Source organism: Beijerinckia sp. L45, assembly GCF_009765775.1.
In the GTDB taxonomy this organism is placed as follows: domain Bacteria; phylum Pseudomonadota; class Alphaproteobacteria; order Rhizobiales; family Beijerinckiaceae; genus RH-AL1.
Genome location: NZ_LMUU01000028.1, coordinates 1 through 24438, shown reverse-complemented (window position 1 = coordinate 24438; position 24438 = coordinate 1). Strand labels below are relative to the sequence as shown.

General features: G+C 64.8%; 29 protein-coding genes. 12 read left to right on the top strand and 17 right to left on the bottom strand.

All coding sequences use genetic code 11. The features are described 5' to 3' along the window. Positions 1–68: 68 nt before the first annotated feature. From GSQ79_RS02165 to GSQ79_RS02120, 10 genes are all read right to left on the bottom strand, one after another. Positions 69–2456, bottom strand: coding sequence for an alpha-amylase family glycosyl hydrolase (locus GSQ79_RS02165; RefSeq protein WP_158807096.1), 2388 nt, complete (start codon positions 2454–2456; stop codon positions 69–71). Between the two features lie 252 nt (positions 2457–2708). Then, a complete protein-coding gene (locus tag GSQ79_RS02160) occupies positions 2709–2915 on the bottom strand; it encodes a molybdopterin-binding protein (protein ID WP_158807095.1) in 207 nt (68 codons plus the stop codon). A 20-nt stretch (positions 2916–2935) separates the two neighbouring features. Then, positions 2936–3604, bottom strand: coding sequence for a dienelactone hydrolase family protein (locus tag GSQ79_RS02155; protein ID WP_158807094.1), 669 nt, complete (start codon positions 3602–3604; stop codon positions 2936–2938). Positions 3605–3684: 80 nt separating this feature from the next. Beyond that, complete coding sequence (folK, locus tag GSQ79_RS02150) at positions 3685–4176, bottom strand: 2-amino-4-hydroxy-6-hydroxymethyldihydropteridine diphosphokinase (RefSeq protein WP_246725044.1); 492 nt, start codon at positions 4174–4176, stop codon at positions 3685–3687. Next, positions 4176–5006, bottom strand: coding sequence for a dihydropteroate synthase (gene folP, locus GSQ79_RS02145; RefSeq protein WP_210252988.1), 831 nt, complete (start codon positions 5004–5006; stop codon positions 4176–4178). The genes folK and folP overlap by 1 nt, the downstream gene beginning before the upstream one ends. After that, positions 5006–6058: a dihydroneopterin aldolase gene (locus GSQ79_RS02140; protein WP_158807093.1), complete on the bottom strand. Its 1053-nt coding sequence runs from the start codon at positions 6056–6058 to the stop codon at positions 5006–5008. The genes folP and GSQ79_RS02140 overlap by 1 nt, the downstream gene beginning before the upstream one ends. Positions 6059–6229: 171 nt before the next feature. After that, on the bottom strand, positions 6230–6922 hold the full coding sequence (locus tag GSQ79_RS02135; RefSeq protein ID WP_246725043.1) for a hypothetical protein: 693 nt from the start codon (positions 6920–6922) through the stop codon (positions 6230–6232). A gap of 64 nt (positions 6923–6986) precedes the next feature. Further along, the gene (locus GSQ79_RS02130; protein ID WP_158807092.1) at positions 6987–7370 is read right to left on the bottom strand and encodes an MAPEG family protein; all 384 of its coding nucleotides are present in this window, start codon (positions 7368–7370) and stop codon (positions 6987–6989) included. Between the two features lie 54 nt (positions 7371–7424). Continuing rightward, positions 7425–8336 carry a Tim44 domain-containing protein gene (locus tag GSQ79_RS02125; protein WP_246725042.1) on the bottom strand — a complete coding sequence of 304 codons (912 nt, stop codon included), beginning with the start codon at positions 8334–8336 and terminating at the stop codon, positions 7425–7427. Positions 8337–8486: 150 nt separating this feature from the next. Continuing rightward, positions 8487–9179 carry a hypothetical protein gene (locus GSQ79_RS02120; protein ID WP_158807090.1) on the bottom strand — a complete coding sequence of 231 codons (693 nt, stop codon included), beginning with the start codon at positions 9177–9179 and terminating at the stop codon, positions 8487–8489. 191 nt (positions 9180–9370) lie between these two features. Here GSQ79_RS02120 and GSQ79_RS02115 point away from each other — a divergent pair, with 191 nt between their 5' ends. Together GSQ79_RS02115 and GSQ79_RS02110 are read left to right on the top strand one after the other, a co-directional pair. Beyond that, a complete protein-coding gene (locus GSQ79_RS02115) occupies positions 9371–9820 on the top strand; it encodes a GatB/YqeY domain-containing protein (RefSeq protein ID WP_158807089.1) in 450 nt (149 codons plus the stop codon). Positions 9821–9881: 61 nt separating this feature from the next. Next, complete coding sequence (locus GSQ79_RS02110; RefSeq protein ID WP_158807088.1) at positions 9882–10343, top strand: VOC family protein; 462 nt, start codon at positions 9882–9884, stop codon at positions 10341–10343. 135 nt (positions 10344–10478) lie between these two features. Here the strand turns inward: GSQ79_RS02110 and GSQ79_RS30025 are convergent, their stop codons facing one another. From GSQ79_RS30025 to GSQ79_RS02100, 3 genes are all read right to left on the bottom strand, one after another. Continuing rightward, positions 10479–10607 (bottom strand): hypothetical protein, encoded by a 129-nt coding sequence (locus GSQ79_RS30025; protein ID WP_256378978.1) that lies wholly within the window; start codon positions 10605–10607, stop codon positions 10479–10481. A gap of 72 nt (positions 10608–10679) precedes the next feature. Further along, positions 10680–11234, bottom strand: a complete 555-nt coding sequence (locus GSQ79_RS02105) for a hypothetical protein (protein ID WP_158807087.1) — start codon at positions 11232–11234, stop codon at positions 10680–10682. Between the two features lie 77 nt (positions 11235–11311). Next, complete coding sequence (locus GSQ79_RS02100; RefSeq protein WP_158807086.1) at positions 11312–11776, bottom strand: GNAT family N-acetyltransferase; 465 nt, start codon at positions 11774–11776, stop codon at positions 11312–11314. A gap of 349 nt (positions 11777–12125) precedes the next feature. Between GSQ79_RS02100 and GSQ79_RS02095 the strand changes: the two genes are divergently transcribed. The 5 genes from GSQ79_RS02095 (at position 12126) to GSQ79_RS02075 (ending at position 16637) form a co-directional block, all read left to right on the top strand. Beyond that, complete coding sequence (locus GSQ79_RS02095; protein WP_158807085.1) at positions 12126–12335, top strand: hypothetical protein; 210 nt, start codon at positions 12126–12128, stop codon at positions 12333–12335. A gap of 70 nt (positions 12336–12405) precedes the next feature. Continuing rightward, complete coding sequence (locus GSQ79_RS02090; protein ID WP_158807084.1) at positions 12406–14223, top strand: hypothetical protein; 1818 nt, start codon at positions 12406–12408, stop codon at positions 14221–14223. 92 nt (positions 14224–14315) lie between these two features. Continuing rightward, positions 14316–15206 carry a Spy/CpxP family protein refolding chaperone gene (locus tag GSQ79_RS02085; RefSeq protein ID WP_158807083.1) on the top strand — a complete coding sequence of 297 codons (891 nt, stop codon included), beginning with the start codon at positions 14316–14318 and terminating at the stop codon, positions 15204–15206. Positions 15207–15581: 375 nt separating this feature from the next. Then, positions 15582–15773: a hypothetical protein gene (locus GSQ79_RS02080; protein WP_158807082.1), complete on the top strand. Its 192-nt coding sequence runs from the start codon at positions 15582–15584 to the stop codon at positions 15771–15773. Positions 15774–16226: 453 nt separating this feature from the next. Continuing rightward, positions 16227–16637, top strand: coding sequence for a hypothetical protein (locus GSQ79_RS02075; protein ID WP_158807081.1), 411 nt, complete (start codon positions 16227–16229; stop codon positions 16635–16637). An 89-nt stretch (positions 16638–16726) separates the two neighbouring features. Here GSQ79_RS02075 and GSQ79_RS02070 read toward each other — a convergent pair whose 3' ends face one another. Beyond that, on the bottom strand, positions 16727–20155 hold the full coding sequence (locus GSQ79_RS02070) for a helicase-related protein (protein ID WP_158807080.1): 3429 nt from the start codon (positions 20153–20155) through the stop codon (positions 16727–16729). A gap of 423 nt (positions 20156–20578) precedes the next feature. On the opposite strand from GSQ79_RS02070, the gene GSQ79_RS02065 reads away from it, so the two are divergent. The 5 genes from GSQ79_RS02065 (at position 20579) to GSQ79_RS02045 (ending at position 22635) form a co-directional block, all read left to right on the top strand. After that, the gene (locus tag GSQ79_RS02065; protein WP_158807079.1) at positions 20579–21268 is read left to right on the top strand and encodes a Pr6Pr family membrane protein; all 690 of its coding nucleotides are present in this window, start codon (positions 20579–20581) and stop codon (positions 21266–21268) included. A 24-nt stretch (positions 21269–21292) separates the two neighbouring features. Further along, positions 21293–21565 (top strand): BrnT family toxin, encoded by a 273-nt coding sequence (locus GSQ79_RS02060; RefSeq protein WP_158807078.1) that lies wholly within the window; start codon positions 21293–21295, stop codon positions 21563–21565. Further along, positions 21522–21830 carry a BrnA antitoxin family protein gene (locus tag GSQ79_RS02055; RefSeq protein WP_158807077.1) on the top strand — a complete coding sequence of 103 codons (309 nt, stop codon included), beginning with the start codon at positions 21522–21524 and terminating at the stop codon, positions 21828–21830. The genes GSQ79_RS02060 and GSQ79_RS02055 overlap by 44 nt, the downstream gene beginning before the upstream one ends. Positions 21831–21943: 113 nt before the next feature. Next, entirely contained in the window at positions 21944–22198 is a 255-nt protein-coding gene (locus GSQ79_RS02050; RefSeq protein ID WP_158807076.1) for a type II toxin-antitoxin system Phd/YefM family antitoxin, read from the top strand. Further along, complete coding sequence (locus GSQ79_RS02045; protein WP_246725041.1) at positions 22195–22635, top strand: hypothetical protein; 441 nt, start codon at positions 22195–22197, stop codon at positions 22633–22635. Before GSQ79_RS02050 ends, GSQ79_RS02045 begins: the two co-directional genes overlap by 4 nt. Here GSQ79_RS02045 and truB read toward each other — a convergent pair. From truB to rbfA, 3 genes are read right to left on the bottom strand one after another with little or no spacing between them, the layout of a single operon-like run. Continuing rightward, positions 22632–23546: a tRNA pseudouridine(55) synthase TruB gene (truB, locus tag GSQ79_RS02040; protein ID WP_158807075.1), complete on the bottom strand. Its 915-nt coding sequence runs from the start codon at positions 23544–23546 to the stop codon at positions 22632–22634. The two genes, GSQ79_RS02045 and truB, sit on opposite strands and share 4 nt — an antisense overlap. Beyond that, entirely contained in the window at positions 23546–23953 is a 408-nt protein-coding gene (locus tag GSQ79_RS02035) for a hypothetical protein (protein WP_158807074.1), read from the bottom strand. Before GSQ79_RS02035 ends, truB begins: the two co-directional genes overlap by 1 nt. Further along, positions 23950–24360, bottom strand: coding sequence for a 30S ribosome-binding factor RbfA (rbfA, locus tag GSQ79_RS02030; RefSeq protein ID WP_158807073.1), 411 nt, complete (start codon positions 24358–24360; stop codon positions 23950–23952). Before rbfA ends, GSQ79_RS02035 begins: the two co-directional genes overlap by 4 nt. Positions 24361–24438: the final 78 nt, after the last annotated feature.

Below are 24438 nucleotides of genomic sequence, written 5' to 3'. Positions count from 1 at the left end.
ACAACAGATCATCCCGAGCCGTGATGCAATGGCCGTTCCTCGATTCTCTTGCGCCTCGTGCCTGCGGGTCAGGCCGTCACCCGGTGGAACACCAGGATCCCCGTCGCGGGGACGACTGGATTGAACGCGCCGCCCTCGGCCGCCAGCGTCGCGCCGAAATTGCCCAGGCCGTGGCCGCCGTAGGCCGTCGCATCGCTGTTCAGCACCTCGTGCCAATGCGTGCCGTTGAACGCAGCATCGTGCATGACGTAACCATGGTCGAACGGTGCGGGATTGAGGCTGGCGACGACCAGAACCTCATCGTCGCCGCTCCAGCGGCGGAAGCCGATCACCCGGTTGGCGTCGTCGGCGAGGAACACGTCGATGGCGCGCGAGCGGACCGCCGGGCTGCCGCAGCTCAGGGCGATCAGGTCTTTGTAGAAGGCGAACAGGTTTTTTCCGCTGCCGGCTTTCAGGCCGGCGAAATCCTCGCGGTGCTGCACGAAATCATTGTAGCGGTAGGGCTGCTGGGCACCGACCTCCTCGCCCATGAAGAACATCGGCGTTCCCGCCGACAACAGCGAAAGCCCTGCGGCGACGCGCACGCGCGCCTCCGCCCAGGTCCGGGTGTCGCCGACGAGCGGCGCGTTGTTCACCGCGAGGCAGATGGTTCGCGCCGTGTCATGGCCGTTGCCGGCTTCGTCGTGGGACTCGGTGTAGACGATCTTGCCGTCGGCGCTGCCGCGCAGCGCGCCGGCAAAGGCCGACATCGCCAGCGCCCGCGCATCGCCATAGCCGGCGTTGCGCACCAGCTTGGCCCATTCCGGCCCGCCGTCGCCGAAATCAACGAGATGGTGGTAGAAATCGGAGTACCAGGCCGCGTCGAAGCCAAGGCCGCCCTGCTCGAAGGGCTGAGTCACTGCAGCCCAGCCGGAATGATCCTCCGCCGTGAGAAAGAGGCCCGGTTTGATCAGTCGCAACGTCTGCGTCCATTGCCGCAGGAACGCGATCCCGGCGATTTTTGCCGCATCGGCCGGGCGTCCGTCCGCATGCAGGACGGCATAGGAATGAATCGCCGTCGTCTGATCGACGCGGAACCCGTCGACATGGAAGTCGGTGACGAAGGCGGCGGCGCTGCTGATGAACAGCTGGCGCACCATCTCCTCGGAAAAACGCGGGGCATAGCCGGTGGACTGGTTGTCGACGTAGCCGCCATCCGGGAAGGGATGGCCGGCGGCGTCTTGGTAGTCCGATGGTTGGCCTTCGTACCAATAATAGATGTTTTTCGGCGGGTCGTTGGAATCATACTGCCATTCGGCACGCTCGGCGTCGCCGTCGTAGTGGTTGTAGACGACGTCGAGCAGCACGGCGATGCCGTGCCGGTGGCATTTGCGGACGAAGTGCTTGAGCCGGTCGGCGCCGCCGGCGCTGCCTTCGATCGCGGCGAAATGCGAGGTCGAATAGCCCCAGCCTTCATAGCCCTGGAACTCGGCGATCGGCAGAAGCTCGACGGCATTGACGCCGAGCTCTTCGAGATAGCCGACGAAGGCGAGCGCGTCGTCCAGCGTCCCCGCCTCCGGGCGGCCGAAGCCCAGCGCGCCGACGTGGAGCTCGTAGATGAGCAGATCCTGCGTCTGCGTCGGCAGCGGCTTGGCCGGATCGAACTCGTCGGCCCAGAACGTCGCTGTCGCAATCGAGTCGCCGTTTTCGTCGACGACGCGCTCCGGATCGACGACGACCGAGCAGCTTTTGGTGCCGTCGAGCAGGCTCGGCAGCCCCCCATAGGGCTTGCCGTCGGGGTCGAAGCCGCCCTGGCCGATCTGCGCGCGCGAGAAGAGGTCCGAACGATAGGCGACGGAGCCGTCGTCCTTGGTGATGCGATACATGTAGGGCTTCCCGACGAGGTGCCCGATGTCGGCGAGGATCGGATCCTGTCCCGTCGACCAGACTCCCGTCGGCTCGCGGGTCATCGGCAGCGTCCGCACGATGCCCGTCCCGTCGTCGGCGACATAGCCGACGGACGGATCCGCGAGGACAAGCGCGACGTCTTTGGCGTTGGGCGCCCACACGCTGAAGCGGAGAATGTTACCCGATGGCCCCGGAACAATGTTGGCGCCGAGAGACCGGCCGAGGGTCAGGTCATAGGCCCGCGTCTGGTCCCCGGCTCCAAGGACGAACTCGAGAAACACCGTCCCACCGTCACGCACGATGCCGGAGGCGATCATCCAGCGATCGGCGGCACCTGGTCCATCCGCCCGGATGCCCCAGCGTATCGTTTGTCCCACAACACTATCGTCGAAGCTGACGGCGACCTGAAAGGCCGGACATCCCGCCGCGTCGGCAACCGGCGCCATGACGATTTGCGTCTCGGCGGAACTCGGGCGGCCGTGGCTGTCCCACAAGCCGCAAAGGCGGACATTGCTGAAGGCGGGGCTCGCCAGTCCCGGTCGGAACACGAACGCAACACTTCCTGCCACGACCGTCCCCCCGTTTCGGCACCGCCAAACCCGGCGGCTCTCCTACCTCAATAATTCTTTGCTGTTGAAGCCAATAAATGCGCCGGATCTGACGATCCAGTCAACGAAGAGGATGACCAATACTACGAAGGCATGATCTGGGAAGCCTTCGAAGCCTGCCCGCGCGCAATAGCGCGATTGTTCCAGCCTGCTACCGCATGGAAATTCCCATGCGGTAGCGCGGCTTGCAAAACCGTCTCGCCTTGCCGGCTGCTAGGCGACGCCGACCATCACGTCCGACGCCTTGATGATTGCGGTCGCTTTCTTGCCAACGGCAAGGCCGAGCTCGTCGACGGCTTCATTGGTGACCGAAGCGAAGATCTTGGCACCGTGAACCTCGATGATGACGTGCGAGGTCGTGGCCCCCTTGTGGATCTCGAGGATCGTGCCAGCGAGCTGGTTGCGAGCGGAGATTTTCATATAAAATTCCTTCCGGCTGATTATTTGATGTGGCGACCGAGGAACTCGATCGTCCGGCCCCATGCGAGGTCGGCGCTCGGCTTATCATAGCTTCCGCGCTCGTCGCAGTTGAAACCGTGGCCCGCGGGGTAGGTGTAGACCGCCATGCCGGGATGAGCCTGGCGAATTTTTTCGATATCGCTTATCGGGATATGGTCGTCCTGTTCGCCGAAGTGCAGCTCGACCGGGCAGTGCAGCTTGTCCGCGACGATGCCGACGATGCCGCCGCCGTAATAGCCGACCGCCGCAGCCACTGTGTCCAAGGTCGTCGCCGCGGCGTAAGCCAGCGTGCCGCCCCAGCAGAAGCCGACGACGCCGACCGGGCCGGCCTTCGATGCGGCCGCGACCGCTGCGGCGACGTCCTGCAACGCGGCGGCGTGATTGGTCTTCTGCATCAGAGCGATACCCGCACCCATGCCGGCTTCGTCATAGTTGAGTTCGACGCCGGGCTCGACGCGGTCGAACATCGCCGGGGCGATGGCAAGGTATCCGGCGGCTGCGAAGCGGTCGGCGACGCCGCGGATATGATGGTTGACGCCGAAAATTTCCTGAATGACGACGATGCCGCCCTTGGGCGTGCCTTCCGGGGTCGCTTGGTAAGCCGAAATCGTCGCGCCGTCGGCCGTGGTCAGTGTCAGCATCTCGCCCATGGTTTGGTATCCCTCTGAAATGACGATCGGGTTATTGTGGAATGGCGGTCAAGAGGCCACCCGGCGCCTGCCATAGAGGCTTAGGCCTCTTCGGACCAGAGCCGGATGTCGGATGTCGCAATCGTGACCGCTGCGTCGGCGATCCGGCGGCCCGCGATGGTCAGGTCGGGCGCGATCTCGGCCAGCGGCACCAGCACGAAAGCGCGTTCGAACAGGCTTTCATGCGGTATGACGAGGTCTGGCGTGTCGAGCGTCGCACCGGCGTAAAACAGAATGTCGATGTCGATCCGGCGGGGGCCCCAACGGACGCTCGGCGCGCGCCCGAGCAGGGTCTCCACGGCCTTGACCTCCGCGAGCAGATCGCGCGGCGCGAGGTCGGTTTGGGCAAGCGCGCAGGCATTGGCGAAATCGGCCTGCGGCACCGGGCCCCACGGGGGCGTACGATAGATGGCCGAGACGCGGCCGAGGCGAATATGCCCGCGGTCTTCCAACGCCCGCAGTGCCTCGGCGATTGCTGCCGGGGCGTCGCCCACGTTGCCACCGAGTCCGAGGCCGATGTCGATCCAGTCCATCAGGCGCGCTCGATGGCGTCGAACACGGTCAGCGCCGCGCGGTTTTCCGCGCAGTCATGAACGCGGAAGATCGCGGCGCCGCGTGCCGCCGCGGCGAGATTGGCGGCGAGCGTGCCGATCAGCCGGTCGGCGACGTCGGTGGCGCCGATGAGGGCGGCGAAGAGCGATTTGCGGGAGACGCCGACCAGCACCGGCAGGCCGTAACCGCGCAGCGCGGCGATGCCGTGCAGCGCGGCCAGGTTCTGCGCCTTGCTCTTGCCGAAGCCGATGCCGGGATCGAGGATGATGCGGTGATGGGGAATCCCAGCGCGGTCGGCCAGTGCGAGCGAGCGGTCGAAGAAGCGGCGCATGTCGTCCATGATGTCGATGGCGGCATCGATGTCGTCGCGATTGTGCATGATGACGAGGCCGGCCTCGCCTTCGGCGACGACGACGGCCATCGCGGGGTCGCGCTGCAGGCCCCACTGATCGTTGACCACGGCGGCGCCGGCGGCCAGCGCCACGCGCGCCACGCCAGCTTTGGTCGTATCGATCGACACGGCCACGTCGACCGAGGCGATCAGCGCCGTCAGCGCCGGCTCGAGCCGCGCCAGCTCTTCGGCCTCGGAGACAGGCGTGTAACCCGGTCGCGTGGATTCCGCGCCGACGTCGATGATGGCGGCACTGGCCGCGACATGGGCGCGGGCCTGGGCGATGGCAGCCTCCGGGGCCACGAAGCGCCCGCCGTCGGAAAACGAATCCGGCGTGACGTTGACGATGCCCATCAGCAGGGAGCGCGAACCGATCGCGGCGAAGAACGTATCGCGCTTTGCGGCGGCGTCCGGGCGCATCAGGCGGCGCCTATCGGTAGGCTCGCCCGATCTCGGGTGATGACGATGCCGACCGAGCCTTCGATGACATCCAGCTTTTCGACCTTCACCGACACCAGCGTCAGTTGCGGATAGGCGAGCAGGGTGGCCGCGAGCTCCTCGGCCAGCGTCTCCACGAAGGTGACATGGGCGCGGGCGGCCAGCACGCGGATGGTCTCGATGATGATGTCGTAGGAGAAGACGCCGCGCATGTCGGTCGGCGGTTCGGCCGGTCGGCGCACGTCGGCATCGACGCTGAAGCGGACGCGCTGGCGCACGCCACGCTCGGCCTGATAGGCCCCGATCGAAAGCAGCGCGACGAAGTCGTGGACGAAGATATGGTCCGTCTCGTCGGTATGGATAAGGCCGCCGCTGCCGCGCACGCGCGCATCGTGTGGGATCAGCGCCCGTATCGTCGCCACCGCCTTGGCGTCCAGCGCGTGGTCCGGTCGGTGATCCCGGCGCAGCGCGACGTCGAAGCCGAGGAGATCGGGCTGCAGCACCAGCAGGCGCGCGACATCGGGCGCTTCCAATCCGCCGGCGAGGCCGAAGGGGATCGCCGCGCCGCGACACGCGCCGGCAAAGGCATCGAGCTGGTCGATGGCCAACGCGTCGATCAGGCGGGTACCGTCGCAAACATCGAGCACCACGGATCCGGCGAGTCCCGCCATGGCCTCAGGCGGCGTGCCGAGGTCGCCGTCCGCAAGGACGATCGCGACCAGCGTCACCGGGCGTGTCAGCGGCGCCAAAGCCGTGAGGATGTTTTTGGCTTCGGGAATTGCCTCGATCGGCATCGCGATCTCGTCGGCGCCGAAAGCGATGGCGGCCTCGGTCGCGCCCAACTGCTGCGCCGGATCATCGATCCGCAGCCGCAGCGTCCCGGGAAATGCCGCCCGGATCGCGCGGATCGCGGTGGGATCAAGGGGACGGGCATCCCCGATCCCCGCCATCCGCACTTCGACGACATCGACGCCGCCGGCCGCCGCGACCGCGGCGTCCCTGGCATCGGCCAAGCCGACCAGCATGCGCGTCATCCGGGTCTCCGCGAAGAGGCCGGTGAGCGCGTGACGTGGATCCAATACAGCAGCATCAAGCGCCAGAAGCCGATCAGAGTCTGGAGACTGCCGTCGCAGAGGATTGCGGTCCGGCCCGCTGCGTCCTTAGCCGAGATCGCGCCGCCGCTCCAGCCCTTGCCTCTTCGGGGCTCAATGCCGGTAATTGGACCAGGCCACCCAGGCGGCAAATGCCAAGAGCGAAAAGAACGCAATCGACCCTAACACGTCGATGAAGAAGGCGAAGATGGTCGCGAGCACCTGCGTCAGGGAGCGCCGCTCCGGCGCGTGACTCTCGAGGGGCGGTGCCAGCCGCGTCGGGGCGATCGGCCGGGGGCGAACCGTGCGGCGTGGCGGCGGATCGTCGGCGCTATAGGCGGCGAGCGCCTTGTCGCGCTCAAGAAGCCGACGGGCCACGTAGTGCGTGGCGGCTTCGACCATCGCGTCGACGGATTCGCTTTCCGCCAGCTTGACCCGACCGTGGCGGGTGTCCTGGACGAACCGGTACACCCGCGGGTCGCGGCCCATTTCAACGAAACCGATCATGTCGATGAACAGGCGCGGGTTGGCGCCGGGCATCACGCCGACGTCGAAGCAATCCACGTCGTCGGGTATTTGCGCGAGCAGCGGCTTTAAGGCTTCCTGCAGCACTTCGAGCCGACCGAGGCGGGCGGCGCGCAGGTCGGCGACGACGCCGGTGCGCTCGGCATCGTCGAAGCGGGCGCGACGCATCGCCTGCTTGAGCGACAGGACAGCTGAGGGCGAATGCGCGCGGGGTGCGGGTTCGGCGATCTTGACGACCTCGGCTTCTGCCTCAGGAGCCAGGTCGTGACTGGTATCGTCCACGCTCACCATCTCCGGGGCCTGATCCCTATCGAAGCGTGAAAATACACCCCTTTTTCGGCAAACGTCACCCATGCCACGCTGGCAAGGTGAAGATCCCCACTGTCATGAACAGGCCGGCGATCCAGGCGAGGCTGCGCAGGCTCGGCCAATCGAGCAGATAAGCGGCGATATAAACCAGGCGCAACGCAAGCCATGTCAGGGCCAGCGTATTTAGAACACCGATCGCGGTATGCGCCGAACCACCGCTTGCGACCACGACGGCAACCGCAAAAAACGGGAACGTTTCCAGCCCGTTCTGGTGGGCGCTGTTGGCCCGATAAGCGAGCCCTTGGTAGAGTCCGGGCGAGCGCGGGTCGCGATTGTCGTAGGAACTGCGCGCCTTTGCGATCCCCACAGTCAGATACGGAAGAATGGCGGCGACGAGCACGCACCAGTATGCAACCGACATTGATAGTCATCCCCGACCTCGGGCAGCGGCATGCCGCCCGAGATTTTTCGCCGCTCAGCCCTGCTGGATTGCCGAAAGCACCCAGGCATTGCCCGCGCCGGCCGGCCGGACGAAGGTCCAGAGCTCTGTGACGGTTTGCGGCGCCGTCGCGCTGCCGCCCACGACACGCCCCGTGGCCCGCTCGACCATCGCGTCGATCAGCGAAAACTTCATCGCCACGGTGGCATAGTCCGTCGAGCCTTCGCGCCAGGCTTCCGCGAGATCGCCCTGCAGCAATTTCACGTCGGATAGCCGGTTGACCACGCCCTGGCGACTGTTGCCGGCGAGCTCTTCGGCGAAGTGGCTGGCCATTTCGGGCGTCGCGAGACGTCGCAGGCCGTTGACGTCCTCGGCACTATAGACGCCCTGGATTTCGCCAAGCCGCTGTTCGAACGCGGCGAAATCGGACGGATCGATGGTGATCGGCACGCCACGCGGGGCGCCGTTGCCGGAGCCGAAGCCAAACCCGCCGCCGACCGGTCCGCCCTGAGGCGGGGCCTGGCCAAAGGCCGCGCCACCGAAGGCCGGCTGCTGGCGATTGCGGAAGAAGCCCATGATGAACCGGAACAGCAGATACAGCAGCCCAAGCTGGAGGATCAGGCCGAAGATCGACGAGATTCCGCCGAGGCCGCCGCCGAACCCGTTGCCGAAGAGCATCCCGAACAGGCCGGCGCCCACCAGGCCGCCGAGCAGCCCGCGGCCGAAGCCGCCGGAAAAGAAGCCGGGGCGCTGCGCGGCGAAGCCGGGATTGAAACCGGAACTGGGCGCAATCGTCGAGCTGCGCGGTGCCGTGTAGGTCGAGGGTGGTGCACTGTAGGTGCGCGAGCCGCGGCTGCCGAAGGAGCCGCCGCTGCCCAGACGGGCGAAACTGTCGCCGACGGATCCAACGGTGAACGCGGCTGCGAGCCCGAGGACGAGCGCAGCCATCGCCGACCGACGCATCTGAGACGAGCGGAGCCAAGAAAAACGGATAGACATGGGTGGTCCTGCGTGACGCGAAACAAGGTGTTCGCGCTCGCTTATATGTGAACGCGCCCGCAAAACTGCAAAGGGTCGCGACTTATCCCTAAGGAGCAGCTACCAGCAGACCTTGGGCAGCCGGCGTTTCCACTCTTCACCCGGCTTCAGCTTGGTGCGAACCCAGGCGAAACGCTCCTCGTCGCGCGACCGGTAGGTGCTGGAGGGCGTCGTCGTCGCTGGCCGCGGGGTCGCTTCAGGAGCCGGGCGGGGGGCGTCGAAATCCGCGTCGCGGAATACAGGCGGCGGTGTGCTCGGAGCCGGCCGGGCCTGGACCGGCGCCCTTGGCACGTCGTCGATGAAGACAGGCGCTTTCGGCTTATTCTTCGAGCCGGGCTTGCGGCCGCGGCGCTTCGGCTCGCGCTCCGCCTCCAGTTCGGCAAGACCGGGCGCCGGCGTCTCGTCGATGGCGCGGAGGATACGGCCTCCACTTCCGGGGGCATCCCCGGACTCGATGTCTGGCTGGTCGTGATCCGCCATTGCCGTGCTTTCGAAGCGCGGCGCGCTCAGCTTGGGCTCGGGGGCTTTCTCCGCCGGGGAAAATAAGGCATCCGCCGCGCGCAGGGCCGCCTCATAGGCGTCCTCCGGATTGTGGCGGGGCATGTCGCCGCCAGACCGGGAAAACACCTCGTTTGCCGCGGTCGCGTAGGAGAATTCCTCGCTCTGCAGCCGTTGGGCGGAACCCGCGGCTTGGCCCGGCCGGCGAATCGGGCCTTTGTATTCCGTCACGAACGGTTTAACGGGACGACGCATTCAAATCTCGCAAGGGACTGCTCGGGACGCATCGCCGTCACGAAGACGGTGACAGGCGGGTCAAGCGTAAGCGTGGGGTCTAGTCAAAGCCAGCACCCGTTTGCAAAAAAATGCAACTCGTTTGCTTTGATATCCCAACCAAACTTCTTTCACAAACAACATGTCGTCTTCCGACAGTTAGGACATAGCGCATGCGCGACACACTGAACAACGATTTGAAAGCGGCGATGAAATCTGGCGACAAACGCCGGGTCCAGACCATCCGGCTCATCAACGCAGCCCTCAAGGACAAGGATATCGAGGCGCGGGGCCTGGGCAAGACCATGGCGGACGCCGATATCCTGGCTCTTCTGCAGAAAATGGTGAAAAGCCGGCAGGAGTCACTGGAGATCTATCAGAAAGCCGGGCGGGAGGATCTTGCGCTCGTCGAGTCTGAAGAAATCGCAATTCTGCAGGACTATTTGCCGAAGCCGATGAGCGATGCGGAGGTCACGGCCGCGATCGATGCCGCGATTGCCGAAACCGGCGCCGCGTCGATCAAGGACATGGGCAAGGTGGTGGCGGCGCTAAAGGGCGCCCATGCCGGCAAGATGGACTTCGGCAAGGCCAGCGCTTTGGTGAAGGGCAAGCTCGGCGGCTGACGCTTGGGGCCGGCGTTCGGCGGTCTCGATCTGATGGCGAATCGGGGGTAAACGTCATGGCATGACCAAGCCGCCGTTCAAGATCCTGCAGGCCGATCATACCGGCATCACCGTCCGGGACATCGAGGCGTCGCTCGCCTTCTGGCAGGGCGTGCTGGGCTTCAAGCTGTTGTATCGGGCGCGGCGGATGGGGGCCTTCGCCGAAGAGGTGACGGGGGTTGCGGAGGCGGAGATCGATATTGCCGTGTTGCTGGCGCCCGGCCACAAAATCGAGCTGTTGCAATATATCGCACCGTGCCATCGCGAGCATCTGCGGCCCCGCGCATGCGATATCGGATCGGTGCATGTCGCCTTCGACGTCGACAACCTGGACGCCGTCCTCGCCCACATCGAAGCCGCGGACTGGCAGGCGGTCGGCGCCCCGCAGATCATCGCCGGCGGCGCGCGGAACGGCACGCGTGTGGTTTACGTGCGCGATCCCGACGGCACGACGATCGAATTCATGCAGCCGCCAACGGTCTGACCGGCAGACGATGCGACGCTTTGCTGCTTGGGGCTTAATTGTATTACGGCAAACGATTGATTAAATTCGAAAACGTCGAAATTCTAGTTCCAGTTGCCTGCGATCTGCCGCGTGATGAGGCCGCCGAAAATTGCCCTAGTATCCATCCGCCACGCCGCCGATAAGGTTGACGGCAAGCAGGTTTACCGCCGTCACCGGCTTGCGCAGCGGCTTGCAGAAGGCTGTTACCGGGCCGACTTCGTCTTTCCGGGGCAGCGGCGCCACGCGGGCGGCCCCTGCCGCACGGCGCCGAGCGCGAACCCATCCGAGACGATGGTGAACCCCCGTGAGATCAGCCTAGCGCTGCTCGAACGAGCCGCTCGGCTTGGTGCCGACGTCCATGCCGAGCCGCGTCTTGATGCGACGCAGCGTGAGGCGGGCGCGCTGCTTGAGATCGGCGGCGAGGCGCCAGACCTCGGTGGAGCGGAACCAGGCCATGATCCTGTCCTTGTAGCTCATCAGCCAGGTCCAGAGCCGGGCGAACCAGCCGATCGTCATCAACTGCGCCTTGCCGGCGGTAAACGTCCGCTCGCAGACGAGAATGCTGACGATGTAGGCGCCGATGAAGATCGTGATGCCCGTCTTGAAATGGCCGCTGCCCATCAGAAAGACCGCATAGGCCTTGGCCAATTCCGCGATGGCGAAAGGGACTACCAGAAGCACCAGAAGCACGTAGGGCGGCAGCGACGCGATCCAGCCCTCGATCCGCTGGATCAGGCGCAGGCTCGACAGCCAACGCATCAGCGGCCGGAACAGCGGCGCGACCAGGAAATCGACGGTGACGTAGAGTCCGACCACGATTTCGGCCGGGATGCGGGACAGGCGGCGCAGCAAGCTGGGAGCGTTGGCCATCATGCACCTTCATCGATCACGAATTGCGTGATGCGTTTGTTGGGCTCTGGACCGCCAGCCGTCAAGGTCGCGACGCTTCAGTCCATCGGCAGCGTGTAGCGCACGAAGTCGTCGACCTGGACAAACGTATCGTAGAGGCGGCGGGCGACCACGTTGTCGGCTTTGGTGTGCCAGTATACGCGCCCAAGCTGGCGCGCCTTGGCGATCGCGACGCCATCCTCGATCAGGGCGCGTCCGGTGCCGGTCTTGCGCTGGGCCGCATCGACGAAGAGATCCTCGAGGTAACAGACGGGTGCGATCGTCCACGTGCAGTCGTGCAGCACGTAGGTGGCGAGGCCGACGAGCGCGGTACCGTCGACGGCGATGCGCGCAAAAATCGCGGATTGCGGATCGAGAATCCGCTGCCAGGTCGCGGCGGTCACCGGTTCCGAAACGGCGTGGTCGTAGAACAGGTTGTAGAGGCCCCAAAGGCGGCGCCACTGGCGTTCGTCCGAGGCGTCGGCATCGCGGATGACGAGGCGTGCGGTGTGATTCTGCGTCATGGACGTGTCCGGTGTTGGCGCCTAGAGCGCTTTCCGCTTTGGCGGAATCACCAAAGCGATCAAAAATCGCTCCTTTCTCAAAGAGTTAGAGCATTTGCTTAATCACAAAAATCTGCAACTTTGTGAAAATGCTCTAGCGCTCGGTCGATGCCCGTCAAGCGCGACGAATGAACCGACCCATCGCGTCTTGACGCATCGATCGCTCGCGCAGCAAACTGTCATTTGATAATGTGAAGGCAGGTGACTTGGCCGAACCGATCGATAAAGAGCCTGTCGCAGCGGTCAAGCTGGCTTTGACAAGACTGAGGAGCCCGCAGCGGCTCCCCACACGATCACGCGAGGCCATCCGATGCTTGATCTGAGCGCGGCGCGCGTCGCAGTCACGGCCGTTCGAATCACACGGTCACGGCATCTGATCGATCGCTCCATTGCTGTGCTTGCCCGGACCGACACCTATGTCGCCCGGACGAGCGACCTTCTTCGCCGTTCCGCGGCGCGGCTTGAGCTCGTCGCTTCTGACTTCCTGGGACCCGGCGGCGACCAGATCGTCGGCCGATAACGGTAAGACGGCGGTAAGCGCGGCGCGTTATAAGCGGCGTGAAACCGTAGCCTCAACGTCGGAGACGCTTGTGACCGCCGTCGCCGATGCTCCCCGCGCGCGTCTTGATCGGGCCAAGACAGCGAACGACCACGTCGCCGTCGGCGTCATGGTGGTCGTCGCCAGTATTCTGGCGTTCGGCCTCTACTGGGCGCAACTCGTCGCGGTCTGGCACAGCGGCACGTTCTTCGATACCGACGACGCCCTGCGGATGGTTCAGGTGCGCGGCCTGCTCGCAGGCCAGCATTGGTATGACCTGACGGTCTATGGGCTCGACCCGCCGGCCGGCATCTACATGCACTGGTCGCGCACCGTCGACGTGCCGATCGCGCTGATGATCAAGGTTTTCGGCCTGTTTGCCGATCAGGCGACGGCGGAGAAGCTCGCGCGGCTCGGTCTGCCGTTCCTCTGCCTGCTCGGCCTGTTCAGTGGCGTCGCCTGGCTGGCGGACACGCTGTTCGGCCGCGTCGCGCGGGTGCCGGCGATCGCCGCGACGCTGCTGAACGGCGCGGCGATCGTCCAGTTCCAACCCGGCCGCATCGATCACCATGCGCCGCAGATCGTGACCCTCGTCTTTCTGGTGGGCGCCGCCATTCTGGCGCTCGATCTGCCGAAGGCGCGCTATGCCGTCCTGACCGGCATCCTGATCGCCGTGTCCTTCTCGATCAGCCTGGAGAACCTGCCGTTCATCGCCTGTCTTCTCGGCATGCTCGTCGCGGTCTGGGTCTGGCATGGCGCCGCGATGGATCGCATGCTGCGATGCCTTTGCGCGGGGCTCGCCGCCGGCCTCATTCCGATGTTCGCCGCGACCGTGGCGCCCGATCGCTGGTTTTCGCCCGTCTGCGATGCCTTCGGCGCCGCGCATCTCGGCGCCGGCCTGATTTTCGCCGGCGGATGCGCCGTGCTTGTCATGGCCTCGGCTCGCATGCCGAGCCGCGGACTTCGGCTCGTCGGCGCGAGCGTGGTTGCGCTCATCGCCCTCGGCTTCGTCGCCACGGCCTATCCCACCTGTCTGCACGATCCCTTCGCGATGGTCGATCCCCTGGTGCGGGAGCTCTGGCTGTCGCAGGTCAGCGAGTCGAAGCCGCTGCTGGCCTTGGCGCATGCGACGCCGATGACGACGCTCCTCTACATCGTCCCGCCCACGCTCGGTCTGGCCGGCATCGCCATCGCGTTAATTTTCGGGCGCGGCGTGGCCGCGTTGCGAATGATCCTGCTCGTCGCCCTCATCGCGATCGGCATCGCCATGACGTTCTGGCAGATCCGTGTCCTGAACTCGGTCATGCCGCTTGCGGTCTGCGGGGCGCTTCCGCTGGCGGTGGCGCTTCATGCGCGGGCGACGCGGCAGGGCCGCGAGCTCCTGGCGGGCCTCGCGCTAGGCCTCGTGTTTCCCTTTACCGCCATGGCCTGGGCGATCGCTTTGCCGGACGATTCCGCGCCGGCGGCGCGCGCCGGCACGGACACATGCCTGGCCGCCGCCGCCTTCGACGGGCTGCGCGATCTTCCGCCCGGCTCCGTGGTGGCGCCGGTCGATGCCGGCTCCTTTCTTCTCGTTCACACGGGCCTCACCGCCTTTGCCGGGCCCTACCATCGCGACAATGACGGCAACCGATTCATGTTCGACGCTTTCCTTGCAGCGCCGGATGCCGCGTACCGCCTGCTGGCCGCACGCGACGCCACCTACCTGATGACCTGCCCGAGCCTCGGCCAGACCAAGAGCCTTGCCGCGCGGGCGCCGAACAGTCTCGCTGCCGCGCTCGAGGCCGGACGGATTCCGCCGTGGCTGGAGCCGGTCATGGTTAAAAACACGCCCTATACAGTGTACAGGATCCGTCACGACAAGAATTGATCAAACGTGATGCGCGATGAGGCAGAAGCGCCATCATTCGTTCTTCGCGCGCGGCTAATCCAATCCGGTCTAATGTCCGGAGATGTTCAATGATGTGCCGTTTTCCCGTCGGGGCCGCGCTCGGTGCGCTGCTTGGCTCGACCGCTTTCTTCAGTCCGCCGGCCGCCTTCGCGCAAAGCGCGCCAGCTGCCAATCCGCCGCAAGGCCCAGCCGAGTCCAAGGCAACGCCGACGCCGAACAAGCCGGCGCTCGACGACAAGAAGGCCGACGACAAGGCCATGGGCGCGATGAAGGCCTATTTCGATGCCAGACTGGCGGGGCTCCATGCCGGACTTGAACTGACGCCGGACCAGGCGCCGCTCTGGACGCCCGTCGAGGCCGCGATCCGCGATCTCGCCAAGGCCCATGCCGAAGCTCATCGCGACCACGGCGACGAGCCGACCGATGCGTTGCATCAGCTCAAGAGCATGAGCGAGCGGCTGATCCGCGGCGGCCAGGCGATGAAGGCGCTGGCCGATGCGTCTGGCCCGCTGATCGCCACGCTCAGCGACGATCAGAAGGAGCGTCTGCCAAAACTGCTCGACGGGATGCCGCCGAAGAAAATCCTGGCGAAGGCCTTCAACCTTCCCGAAGAGCATGAGGACGGCGATCGCGACGGCGAGAACGGGCACCGGTCCGGGCATCACCACCATGATCAGGCCGACGAGGAGCATGGTCCCCGCGGCGGACGCGGCGATGAAGGGCGGGACCACAACGGCGGCGACCACGACTTCAAGGGACGCGCGTTCGGAAACCGGGACTTCGACGACCACGACTTCGGCAAGCGCTTCTATCGCGACCATGAGCGGCACGGCGACCACGATCGCGGCGAGGACCGCGAGGCCGAACGGCACCATAATCGCGATCACGACGATTTCGATCGGGATCGTCACGGCTCCGAGGACTTCCGCCATCGTCAGGACAGCGACGACGAGCGGACCTGACCGGCCGCCGCCATCATTCGAAAAAATAGCTCGCCCGGGGCTTACCCAGGCGAGCCGAAGTCAAGGGAGAAGGGCTCATAGAATGAGCCAACGCGTTGGGACGCGCCGTTAGTGGCATAAACTAGTTTCGGCCCAAACGAGAGTCCAGACCTTGAGCAGAGCGCCAAATTAATGGGCAATGTTGTTGAAGCTTCTTTACTTTCAATAAGTTGACATGACGTCCCGGCTGCATCGTCTTGAGCCAAAAGAGCTGCGTCACCTGCGCAACAGGTCACGAAATTTGCTCGCGAGCGCAGGATCAGACCTCGCGCCGCCCTTGACTTACGCCCGCAGCGGTCTGTGAATAACGCCGTTGGTATGCGTGAGGGCTTTACTATGCGTAACAGCCGTTTTGAAGATGTCTCGCCGTTTGGGCGCGCCATGAAAGCTATGACTTTAGTCAAATCCACCGATTTATATACATCGGGCCTGATCGAGATCTTTTCCCTCGACGGTCTGTTCTGGCGGGTCTCGGGATTGCTCTCGGATCTCGAAGCCGCCGTGGAGCGGCGCCTGCTCATTGTCTGAGCAGGCGTCACGAAGGATTTAGCAAAGCAAATTATAAGCGATCCGAGCTTACATTGACCATCGCGGACGGGTCGGGTGAAAGTTTACGGGCCTCCGTTAATCGATGGTCCGGACCGGGTACCACGAAGCAAAATCAATCGATTATATCCGTCCAGTCCAAATTTCGCCTTCTCTCGCTATCGAGGGTCAATTACATTCTGCGCCCGGAGTGCGTCTATGAGCTGGCAAGACAGAGCAACCGTCTTTGGAATACTTCTGGCCATTATAGGAATATTTCTAACGATATTTTCAATCTATATATCGCCTCCTGCAAAATGGGAATTGCCATTCAGGTCAAGATATCAAAACTTATACGGTCGTTATGATCTCTTTAACTACTCCAGAGAAAGAACGTTGGATAGCTCTGGCAATCGCCGAATTATAAAGTGGTCGGTCTCAATCCGACGAAGGCTATTGAAGATTCCAGAATTCGTCATGATTTATGACGATCCAAGGCAAAGGTACAATACAACTTATTCTGGAAATATTGTCGTAGAAGGGGTGCGTATGACTGCGAGACTTGCATGCAAAAACAAAGATGATGAGCACAGCGACGTATGCTTTATCGTCTTTAACACGCCAAAAGATCTAAAAATTAAAGCACAGGTCGGATTTATGTGCGGGTTTAGAAATCCCTATGCGCCCTATTGTGGCGCCCATCTGTTGTGTTGTCAGGATTACATGACAACGGCCGAAGCCGCGACGATACTCAGCGGCCGGCCGGACCTGTGGTTTGAAGACTTTGAAACGTCGGTCGATACCGTACTTGAGAGTCGAAGTCGTTCCGAAAGCGGAGTGCGCGGGAACCGCACAGGCCGTGGCTAGAGTCGGTCCGTTCCACGCGCACCGTTAATGCCACTTGCTGCACGGACCGGCGAGTGAGCGGTTCTCACCCGTCCGATGCGGCAAGCGCTCTAGCGCCGGTCCTTTTCCATCTGTTCCTTGAGAGCGGCCAGCTTGGCAAACGGGGAATCCGGATCGGGCGCGCGGTCGCGCGGTTTCGGCCGCTCGCTGCTCGTCACAGCGGCCGGGCGCTCATCGCGGCGGAACCGGTTGCCCCCCTGGTCGCGATCCCCGTCGCGGCCGCGCCGGCCATCGCCCTGCGGCCGGCCCTGGCCGCCGCCTGAACGCTCGCCGCCGCTCTTCTGTCCATCGCCGCCGCTCGGGCGTTTGAAGCCCTCGCCTTCGGGGCGACGGTAGCGGGCCGAGCGCTCGGGACGCGGACCGGTGGACTGCGCCTCACCGCCGGCGGGCGCCTCGCCCCCTGCCGGTGCCGCGCCGCTCTGCGCCGTCGGCGCCCGGTCGCGCCGACCCTGGAACTTGGCCCGATCGCCGGCGGGACGACGGTTGTGAACGTTCTGGCGATGCGGACGCCAGACGTCGATCAGCGGGATTTCGGCCGGCTCCTCCGCCGGGGCCGCGTCGCTGGGCTCGGTTTCGCTCGAGGCCGCAACGGGCTCGGAGGCTTCCGCCGTCGGCTCGACAGGTGCGATGTCCGCGACGGGCGCGTCTTCAAAATGTCCGGCTTCTGCCGTTGCCGCTTCAGGGGGTGCGTCGTGCTCGGCCTCGGCGACCGGTGCCGCAGCCTCCGGCTCTGCCGGCGGCGCAGTCTCTGGCGCGGCCACCTCGGACGTATGCAACGGCGTGATCGCGTCCAGCGCGCCACCCTCGAGGGCGGCGGTGATCAGCTCGCTTTGCTGCTCCCGGCTGATCGGCGGCGTCGTCTCGGCTTCGGCGGTCTCGCCGTCATCGGTCGCCGGCGCATCATGTGCCTCGTCCATAGGTTCCGGCGTCGCGGCCGCGTCCTCCGGCTTCGGCTGCTGCACCGGAGCCGTTGCGGCCTTCGGCACCAGCGGGACGGTGATCGCAGGTCCGGCACGCCGGTCGAGCACATAGCCGAGCGACTTGAGGATCGAGCCGAAGGCTTCGCCCGAACAACCGGCGAGCGAGGTCATGCCCACCGTGACGACGAAAGCATCGTTGTCGGCGGCGCCGGCCGGCGGATCGCCGGGCGTGGTGCCGGGGCGATAGGCGATCGCCGTGCGAATCAGATCCGCCAAGCGCTCCAAGATGTCGACGCGGACAGCACGCTCGCCGCAGACGCGGAAGCCGGCAGCGCGGTAAAACCCCTTCTGCACGGCCGGATCGGCGACGAAGGAGGTGCGGCCGGAGGAGGCGAGATGCGGCACCTCGTCGAGACCCTTGACGCCTTCGACGCCGCCGTTCTTGAGCGCCCAGAGCTGGGCGGCGAGCGCACGCGGCGCCGGCTTCACCAGGGCGGGGAGATAGAGATGATAGGCGCCGAAACGCACGCCCATCTTGCGCAGCGTGGCGCGGGCGTCCTGCGGCAGGTTTTTCACCTCGTCGGCGACCTTGCCCCGCTCCAGCACACCGAGCGACTCGGCGATCTGGAAGGCGATGCCCTTGGCGATGCCTTCGAGTTCAGCGGATTTTTCGAGATCGGACAGGGTGCCGAGCAGTTTCTTGACGTGCTGGCCAAGCCACAGGTCGAGGCGGCGCTGGACCATTTCGAGAGAGGGACCGGTGAGCTGCTCGTCGGAGATGACGCGGACCTGCGGCTCCAGAATGTGGGCCCCGGCGCCGATGCGGCCGACCGGTTCGCCAAGCCAGCGAATCAAGCCGTCGTTGGCGAGGACGAAGGCCTCGTCCACCGCTTCGTTGACACGCGTCGCGCGGCCCTCGATTTCCGAGGCCAGCGCCTTCTGCGCGGCGGCGTTCAGGGCTTTGGCAGCCTCGCCCTGGGCCTGCGGGTCCGGCGTAAAGCGGAAGCCATTGATTTGGCCAACGTGCTGGCCTTCGACCATCACGTCGCCGCCAGAGGTAATTTCGGCTTCCAACATTGCGTTCTCTCGTAACCGACGCATCAGAACGCTGGCGCGGCGGTCGACGAACCGCTGGGCCAGCCGTTCGTGCAAAGCGTCCGACAACGTGTCCTCTACCCGACGCGTAACGCCCTGCCAATGCTCGGGATCACGCAACCAGTCAGGTCTATTAGCGATGAATGTCCAAGTGCGCACCTGGGCAATGCGTGCGGACAGCGTATCGAGGTCGCCGTCGGTGCGGTCCAACACGTTGACGTGACGGGCAAACCAGTCGTCGGGGATGCGCCCGGCGCGCACCACGAAGCCGTAGACGGTGAGCACCAGCTCGGCGTGCGCCGAGGGCGACAGCTTGCGGTAGTCGGGAATCTGGCAGCATTCCCAGAGGCGGGCGACATCGCCGCGGTTACGCGCGACCTTCAGCACGTCGACGTCGCGGGTGGCGATCTCCAGCGCCATCTGGTCCTGCGCCAGCGGCGCGCGGGTGAGGCCGGGCTCGCCCGGCAGCACGTCGAGCGAGCCGGCAAGAGAGGCCAGCGAGGTCATGTCGAGATCGGTGTTGCGCCACTGCAGCATGCGGACCGGATCGAAGCGATGATCCTCCAGCATCTCGACGAGTTCGCTGTCGAAAGGCTGGCAGCGTCCCGTGGTGCCGAACGTGCCGTCGCGCAGATGGCGTCCGGCGCGTCCGGCGATCTGGCCGAACTCGGCCGGCGTCAGGCGGCGATAATGCCAGCCGTCGAATTTCTTGTCCGCCGCAAAGGCGATGTGGTCGACATCGAGGTTGAGGCCCATGCCGATGGCGTCGGTGGCGACGATGTAGTCGACGTCACCGTTCTGATACATGTCGATCTGGGCGTTGCGGGTGCGCGGCGACAGCGCGCCCAGCACCACGGCGGCGCCGCCCTTCTGCCGCCGCAACCATTCGGCGATGGCGTAAACCTCCTCGGCCGAGAAGGCGACGATGGCGCTTCGGCGCGGCAGCCGGGCGATCTTCTTCTCCCCGGCGAAGGTCAGTTTCGACAGGCGCGGCCGCTGGATCAGATGGGCGCCGGGCAGAAGCTCCAGCAACGGCTTCTGCATCGTGGAGGCGCCGATCAGCAGCGTCTCTTCAAGGCCGCGGCGGTTGAGCACACGGTCGGTGAAGACATGGCCGCGGTCGAGATCGGCGGCGAGCTGGACTTCGTCGATGGCGACGAAGGCGAGATCGAGATCGCGCGGCATCGCCTCGACGGTGCAGATCCAGTAGCGCGCGTCCTTCGGCTTGATCTTCTCTTCGCCGGTGATCAGCGCCACGGCCTCGACGCCGACCTTTTCGACGACGCGGTTGTAGACCTCGCGCGCCAGCAGTCGCAGCGGAAGGCCGATCATGCCGGAGCGATGCGCCAGCATGCGCTCGATGGCGAAGTGGGTCTTGCCGGTGTTGGTCGGCCCCAGCACGAGGCTGACGCCCAGGGCGCGATCGCGCGCGGGCCGGCGGCTGGCCGAAAACGGGAGGTTCATCAGAGTCGCGCTGCGCCTCGGGTGGGATCAAACGTTAAAGCATCAGGGTCATGGCACCGCGCGTCGCAACCTCCTCTGCGCGCCGATGCATCGGCAAAGCGTATCACATCGATCCGTCGTGCGTCGTCCATCTTTACAAACCGAACGAGTCGCGAACGAATCGCGCCCGAATCGGCCGACTTTGTTGAGTCTGCATTTGTTCACGCTAGATGTTGGGCTGAACGCGAAAGGCGATCAAGATCATGTATTTACCTGCGGCAATCGGCCCGCGCAGCCTCGATGGTCACCGCCCATCCGCGGACTCCGATCGTATCTCTTGTCAATGCGCCGCGGGACCGAACGGCGTTTGCGCTTGAAGCGTCGGCAGCATTAAGCGATAGCGCGGGCGGCGCGGTCGTGCCCGGGACCAAACGAGGCGTGACTGTGCAGGCATCTTTCGGACGGGCGACGCGACGCGGCTTGATTCTGGCGGCGAGCATCGCAGTTCTCGGCTCGGTCGCGGTGTCGATCGAGTGCGGTATTTCCTTCCACAAGTCCTTCGCCGAAGGGCGCGGCCTCGCCACGGCTTTGCTGCTCTTCCTGCGCTATTTCACGATCCTGACGAATATCGGCATTGCGGCGCTGATGACGGTCACCGCATGGCGGTTGGCGCAGCGCAAGCCGCCGGCGCCGGCGAGCCTCTATGCGGCGGGGCTCGTTTACATCGTCGTGGTCGGGATCACCTACGAGGCGATGCTGCGCCGACTTTGGTCTCCGCAGGGCGTGCAGTTCTACACCGACATGACCATGCACGACGTGATCCCGGTGCTCAGCCTGGTGTTCTGGGTCGCCTTCGCCCCGAAAGCGCCGCTCGCTTGGAGCGGCCCGCTGCGGTGGCTGGAATTTCCGGCCGTCTATTTCGCCGCAACTCTGATGGTCGGCCTGATCGGCGCGGACTACCCCTATGGTTTCCTCGATCCGGACAAGCTTGGCTATGCGATCGTGCTGCGCAACGGGCTGATTTTTCTGGCGGCGTTTTATGGGCTCGGGCTCGGCGTCGTGGCGACGGCGCGGGTGTTGACGCGGGAGCGACGGGCTTTGCGCGCCACAGGCCGAGCGACCCAGGAACCGTAGCTTCGCTATCGAGACGCTCGGCGCATGAATTATTCGTGGGACGAGGCCAAGCGCGGCAAGATAAAAGATGACCGAGGCTTGGATTTTGCCGACGCACGGCTGTTCTTCGACGGGCGGCCGGCCAGCCATGAGCCGACGCCACGCAACGACGAGGACCGCTGGAAAACCACGACGCTGATCGAAGACCAGTTTTACACCGTCGTTTGGATGTGGCGCGACGCCAAACAGCACATCATTTCGATGAGGAGGGCCCATGAAAAAGAAATTAGAAAATATCGTGAGCTTTACGTCAGCTGAGATCAAGGAACGGCAGGTGAAAGGCGAGATGCGGAGCGACTGGACGAGGGCGGCCGCACAGCCCATTCCGGACGGCAGCGATCCCGATGATGCGATGGAGCAGGGTGATTGGGCGACCGCAGAGCTGCCCATGCCGCGATCCAAGGTCCACGCCTCCATTCGCTTGGACGCCGATATGCTCGCATGGTTCAAAAGCCAGGGGCCTGGCTACCAGACCAAGATCAACGCCGTCCTTCGGAGCTACTTTCAGCAGCACCAGCGCTGAACGGATAGCATTGGGATCTGGGCCCATACTGGGCGAGATCCCGATCGGAGCTGCCGACGTGTCGATTGAACCCTGGCGTCGTGATATCATCGGTCGAACGCCGAGGGCCGACCATGAAAGTCACCGCCGAAGACTTTATCCAGAATTATAGTAGGCTTGCGGACGGTGCCCTAACGGAGCCTTTGACCATCGTGGAGAATGGAGAGGACCGTCTCGTCGTCTTGTCGGCCGCCGAATTTGGCCGTCTCAAGCGCGCACGGACGGCGATTGTGCGGCCGCTGACCGAGGATGAGGTGGCCCTCGTTGCCCGCGCCGAGGTTCCTGCCGAATACGCGTTTCTCGATGAAGAGCTCAAAGACGTCTCGTGAGCCTGCCGACGCCTGATCCTGGCCTTGTCATCCGGTATGCCTATCTCTGGCGGCATGAGGCCCAGAGCGGTCGTGACGAAGGGCGAAAAGATCGACCTTGCGGGGTTATCGGCACGAACAGGACGACGATCGGCCAAAGTCAGACTTCCGTTCTGCCCATCACTCACACGGAGCCATCGGTAGCTGACATGGCCTTGGAGATCCCTGCCGCCGTCGGATCACGGCTCGGTTTAGACGCGGCTCGATCCTGGATCGTTCTGACCGAAGCAAATCTTTTTGCATGGCCCGGGCCAGATCTGCGTTTCGTCGAGGGACGCGAGCCGCGCACCATCGCTTATGGCTTCTTCCGCCACGCTTCTTCAAGGACGTTCGAAGCCGCTTTCTTGACAACCACGCTCGGGGCAAAGTTTCGATCGTGGTCCGGTCGTAAAAATTAAAACGGCAGATTGAACACCCGCGCGGGCACCAGTTCGCCGCCTTCGATACCGCCGATGGCGATGACCACGCCGCCACAGGCAGCATAGGCCTGGCCGTCGCTGGGGGCGTCTGCGCCGCGCAGCAGCATGCCCTGGCCGCGGCGCAGGCGGGCGGCATCGGTGCGGTCCACCAGGATACGGGTGAGTTCGCCGAGGCCAGCCTCGACCCGGCGCAACGCCTTTGCCGCGACTTCGGGATCCTCCAGCGCGGTGAGCGGCACGGCGTCGCTTTCCAGGAACGGTCCGACGCGGGTCCGGCGTAGCGCCGTCACATGGCCGTAGCAGGCGAGCGCCCGACCGAGATCGCGCGCGATGGCGCGGACGTAGGTGCCTTTGCCGCAGCGCGTCTCGAACACGGTTTCGTCGCCTTCCATCGCGACGATCTTCAACTCGTGAATGGTCACGGCGCGGGCGGGAATGTCGACGACCGCGCCTTCGCGGGCAAGGTCATAGGCGCGCTCGCCGTTGATCTTGATCGCGGAAAACGCCGGCGGTTTCTGCTCGATCGTGCCGATGAAGCGCGGGATGAAGGCTTCGATGGCGGTGCGGTCCGGACGCATTTCCGAGCGCGCGACGATCTCGCCGTCGGAATCGTCGGTGTTGGTTTCGGCGCCCCAGAGCACGGTGAAGCGATAGGCCTTTTCGCCGTCCTGGACGTAGGGAACGGTCTTGGTCGCCTCGCCGAAGGCGATCGGCAGGATGCCCGAGGCCAGCGGGTCGAGCGTGCCGGCGTGGCCGGCCTTCTTGCCGTTAAAAATGCGCTTCAGCCGCGACACCGCGTGCGTCGAGGTGATGCCGACGGGCTTGTCGAGCACGACCCAGCCGTTGACCTCGACCCGCTTGGAGCGGTGCTGTTCTTTTTTCTCGGTCATCAACACGTCGTCCTAATGTCGGCTTCGCTCGTCACGACCGTGCCGGTCGCGTCGAACGTCAGATAGGCCCGCCAGTCGGCGCGGCAGGCGGAGGATGGGGGACCGGCGCGAAAACACGACGCGGCGTTGGCGTCGGGAACGCAGGTGAAGCCGCTGTCCGCAAATTTTGCGAAGACGGTTCTGTCCGGCGTGCCCGGGGGAAAGAGTTTTGCGATCGCCGGCAGGGTCTGTCGGCCCGTGCCCGGCGCGCCGCCGTTCTGCGCCGCGAGAAAGAACCGGCTGACGTCGGCCCGCAGCGCGGCGTCGGCCGGCACCGTACTCGGCATCAGAAGCGTAGCGACGGGCAGGGCGATCATCAGGATCGCCACCGCGCCGAACACGCAGAGGACGATCCGGCCCTCGTTCATTCCTCGTCGCCGTCGCGGGGCGCCAGATCGCGCTTCACCTGCGGCGATTGCAGGATGGCGTCGACCGAGGCGTTGTAGTCGAAACTCGTATCGGCGCGGAAGCGCAGGTCAGGCGCGAACTTCATGCTGATCTTGTGGGCGACCTCGGTGCGCAGCGCCTTCTTGTTGCGCTCTAGGGCTTCGAGAACCTCCTTGAGGTCCTTGCCGCCGAGCGGCATGACATAGGCCGTGGCGAGCTTGAGGTCGGGACTCATCCGCACGTCGGGGACGGTGATGACCTTTCCTTCGAGGGCCGGATCCATGATCGTCCCGCGCGACAAAAGGTCGGAGAGGGCATGACGGATGAGTTCGGCGACGCGCAGCATGCGCTGCGAAGGCTCGCCGCCTTGTTGATGGGCTCGTGACATATCTTCTTAAACTCCGCGCCTAAAGGGTCGCGCTGTGTGACTTCGCTTATCGAGCGAGGTGCGACTCCCTTCTCCCGC

Excerpts from the sequence above, each read along its gene's own strand:
- rbfA (WP_158807073.1), bottom strand. The coding sequence starts at position 24,360 with ATGTCACGAGCCCATCAACAAGGCGGCGAGCCTTCGCAGCGCATGCTG.
- GSQ79_RS02095 (WP_158807085.1), top strand. The coding sequence starts at position 12,126 with ATGCTTGATCTGAGCGCGGCGCGCGTCGCAGTCACGGCCGTTCGAATC.
- GSQ79_RS02110 (WP_158807088.1), top strand. The coding sequence starts at position 9,882 with ATGACCAAGCCGCCGTTCAAGATCCTGCAGGCCGATCATACCGGCATC.
- GSQ79_RS02055 (WP_158807077.1), top strand. The coding sequence starts at position 21,522 with ATGAAAAAGAAATTAGAAAATATCGTGAGCTTTACGTCAGCTGAGATC.
- GSQ79_RS02130 (WP_158807092.1), bottom strand. The coding sequence starts at position 7,370 with ATGTCGGTTGCATACTGGTGCGTGCTCGTCGCCGCCATTCTTCCGTAT.
- folP (WP_210252988.1), bottom strand. The coding sequence starts at position 5,006 with ATGCGCCCGGACGCCGCCGCAAAGCGCGATACGTTCTTCGCCGCGATC.
- GSQ79_RS02080 (WP_158807082.1), top strand. The coding sequence starts at position 15,582 with ATGCGTAACAGCCGTTTTGAAGATGTCTCGCCGTTTGGGCGCGCCATG.
- GSQ79_RS02035 (WP_158807074.1), bottom strand. The coding sequence starts at position 23,953 with ATGAACGAGGGCCGGATCGTCCTCTGCGTGTTCGGCGCGGTGGCGATC.
- GSQ79_RS02160 (WP_158807095.1), bottom strand. The coding sequence starts at position 2,915 with ATGAAAATCTCCGCTCGCAACCAGCTCGCTGGCACGATCCTCGAGATC.
- GSQ79_RS02100 (WP_158807086.1), bottom strand. The coding sequence starts at position 11,776 with ATGACGCAGAATCACACCGCACGCCTCGTCATCCGCGATGCCGACGCC.
- GSQ79_RS02115 (WP_158807089.1), top strand. The coding sequence starts at position 9,371 with ATGCGCGACACACTGAACAACGATTTGAAAGCGGCGATGAAATCTGGC.
- GSQ79_RS02085 (WP_158807083.1), top strand. The coding sequence starts at position 14,316 with ATGTGCCGTTTTCCCGTCGGGGCCGCGCTCGGTGCGCTGCTTGGCTCG.
- GSQ79_RS02120 (WP_158807090.1), bottom strand. The coding sequence starts at position 9,179 with ATGCGTCGTCCCGTTAAACCGTTCGTGACGGAATACAAAGGCCCGATT.
- GSQ79_RS02155 (WP_158807094.1), bottom strand. The coding sequence starts at position 3,604 with ATGGGCGAGATGCTGACACTGACCACGGCCGACGGCGCGACGATTTCG.
- GSQ79_RS02070 (WP_158807080.1), bottom strand. The coding sequence starts at position 20,155 with ATGAACCTCCCGTTTTCGGCCAGCCGCCGGCCCGCGCGCGATCGCGCC.
- GSQ79_RS02125 (WP_246725042.1), bottom strand. The coding sequence starts at position 8,336 with ATGGCTGCGCTCGTCCTCGGGCTCGCAGCCGCGTTCACCGTTGGATCC.
- GSQ79_RS02060 (WP_158807078.1), top strand. The coding sequence starts at position 21,293 with ATGAATTATTCGTGGGACGAGGCCAAGCGCGGCAAGATAAAAGATGAC.
- folK (WP_246725044.1), bottom strand. The coding sequence starts at position 4,176 with ATGGACTGGATCGACATCGGCCTCGGACTCGGTGGCAACGTGGGCGAC.
- truB (WP_158807075.1), bottom strand. The coding sequence starts at position 23,546 with ATGACCGAGAAAAAAGAACAGCACCGCTCCAAGCGGGTCGAGGTCAAC.
- GSQ79_RS02105 (WP_158807087.1), bottom strand. The coding sequence starts at position 11,234 with ATGGCCAACGCTCCCAGCTTGCTGCGCCGCCTGTCCCGCATCCCGGCC.
- GSQ79_RS02050 (WP_158807076.1), top strand. The coding sequence starts at position 21,944 with ATGAAAGTCACCGCCGAAGACTTTATCCAGAATTATAGTAGGCTTGCG.
- GSQ79_RS02140 (WP_158807093.1), bottom strand. The coding sequence starts at position 6,058 with ATGACGCGCATGCTGGTCGGCTTGGCCGATGCCAGGGACGCCGCGGTC.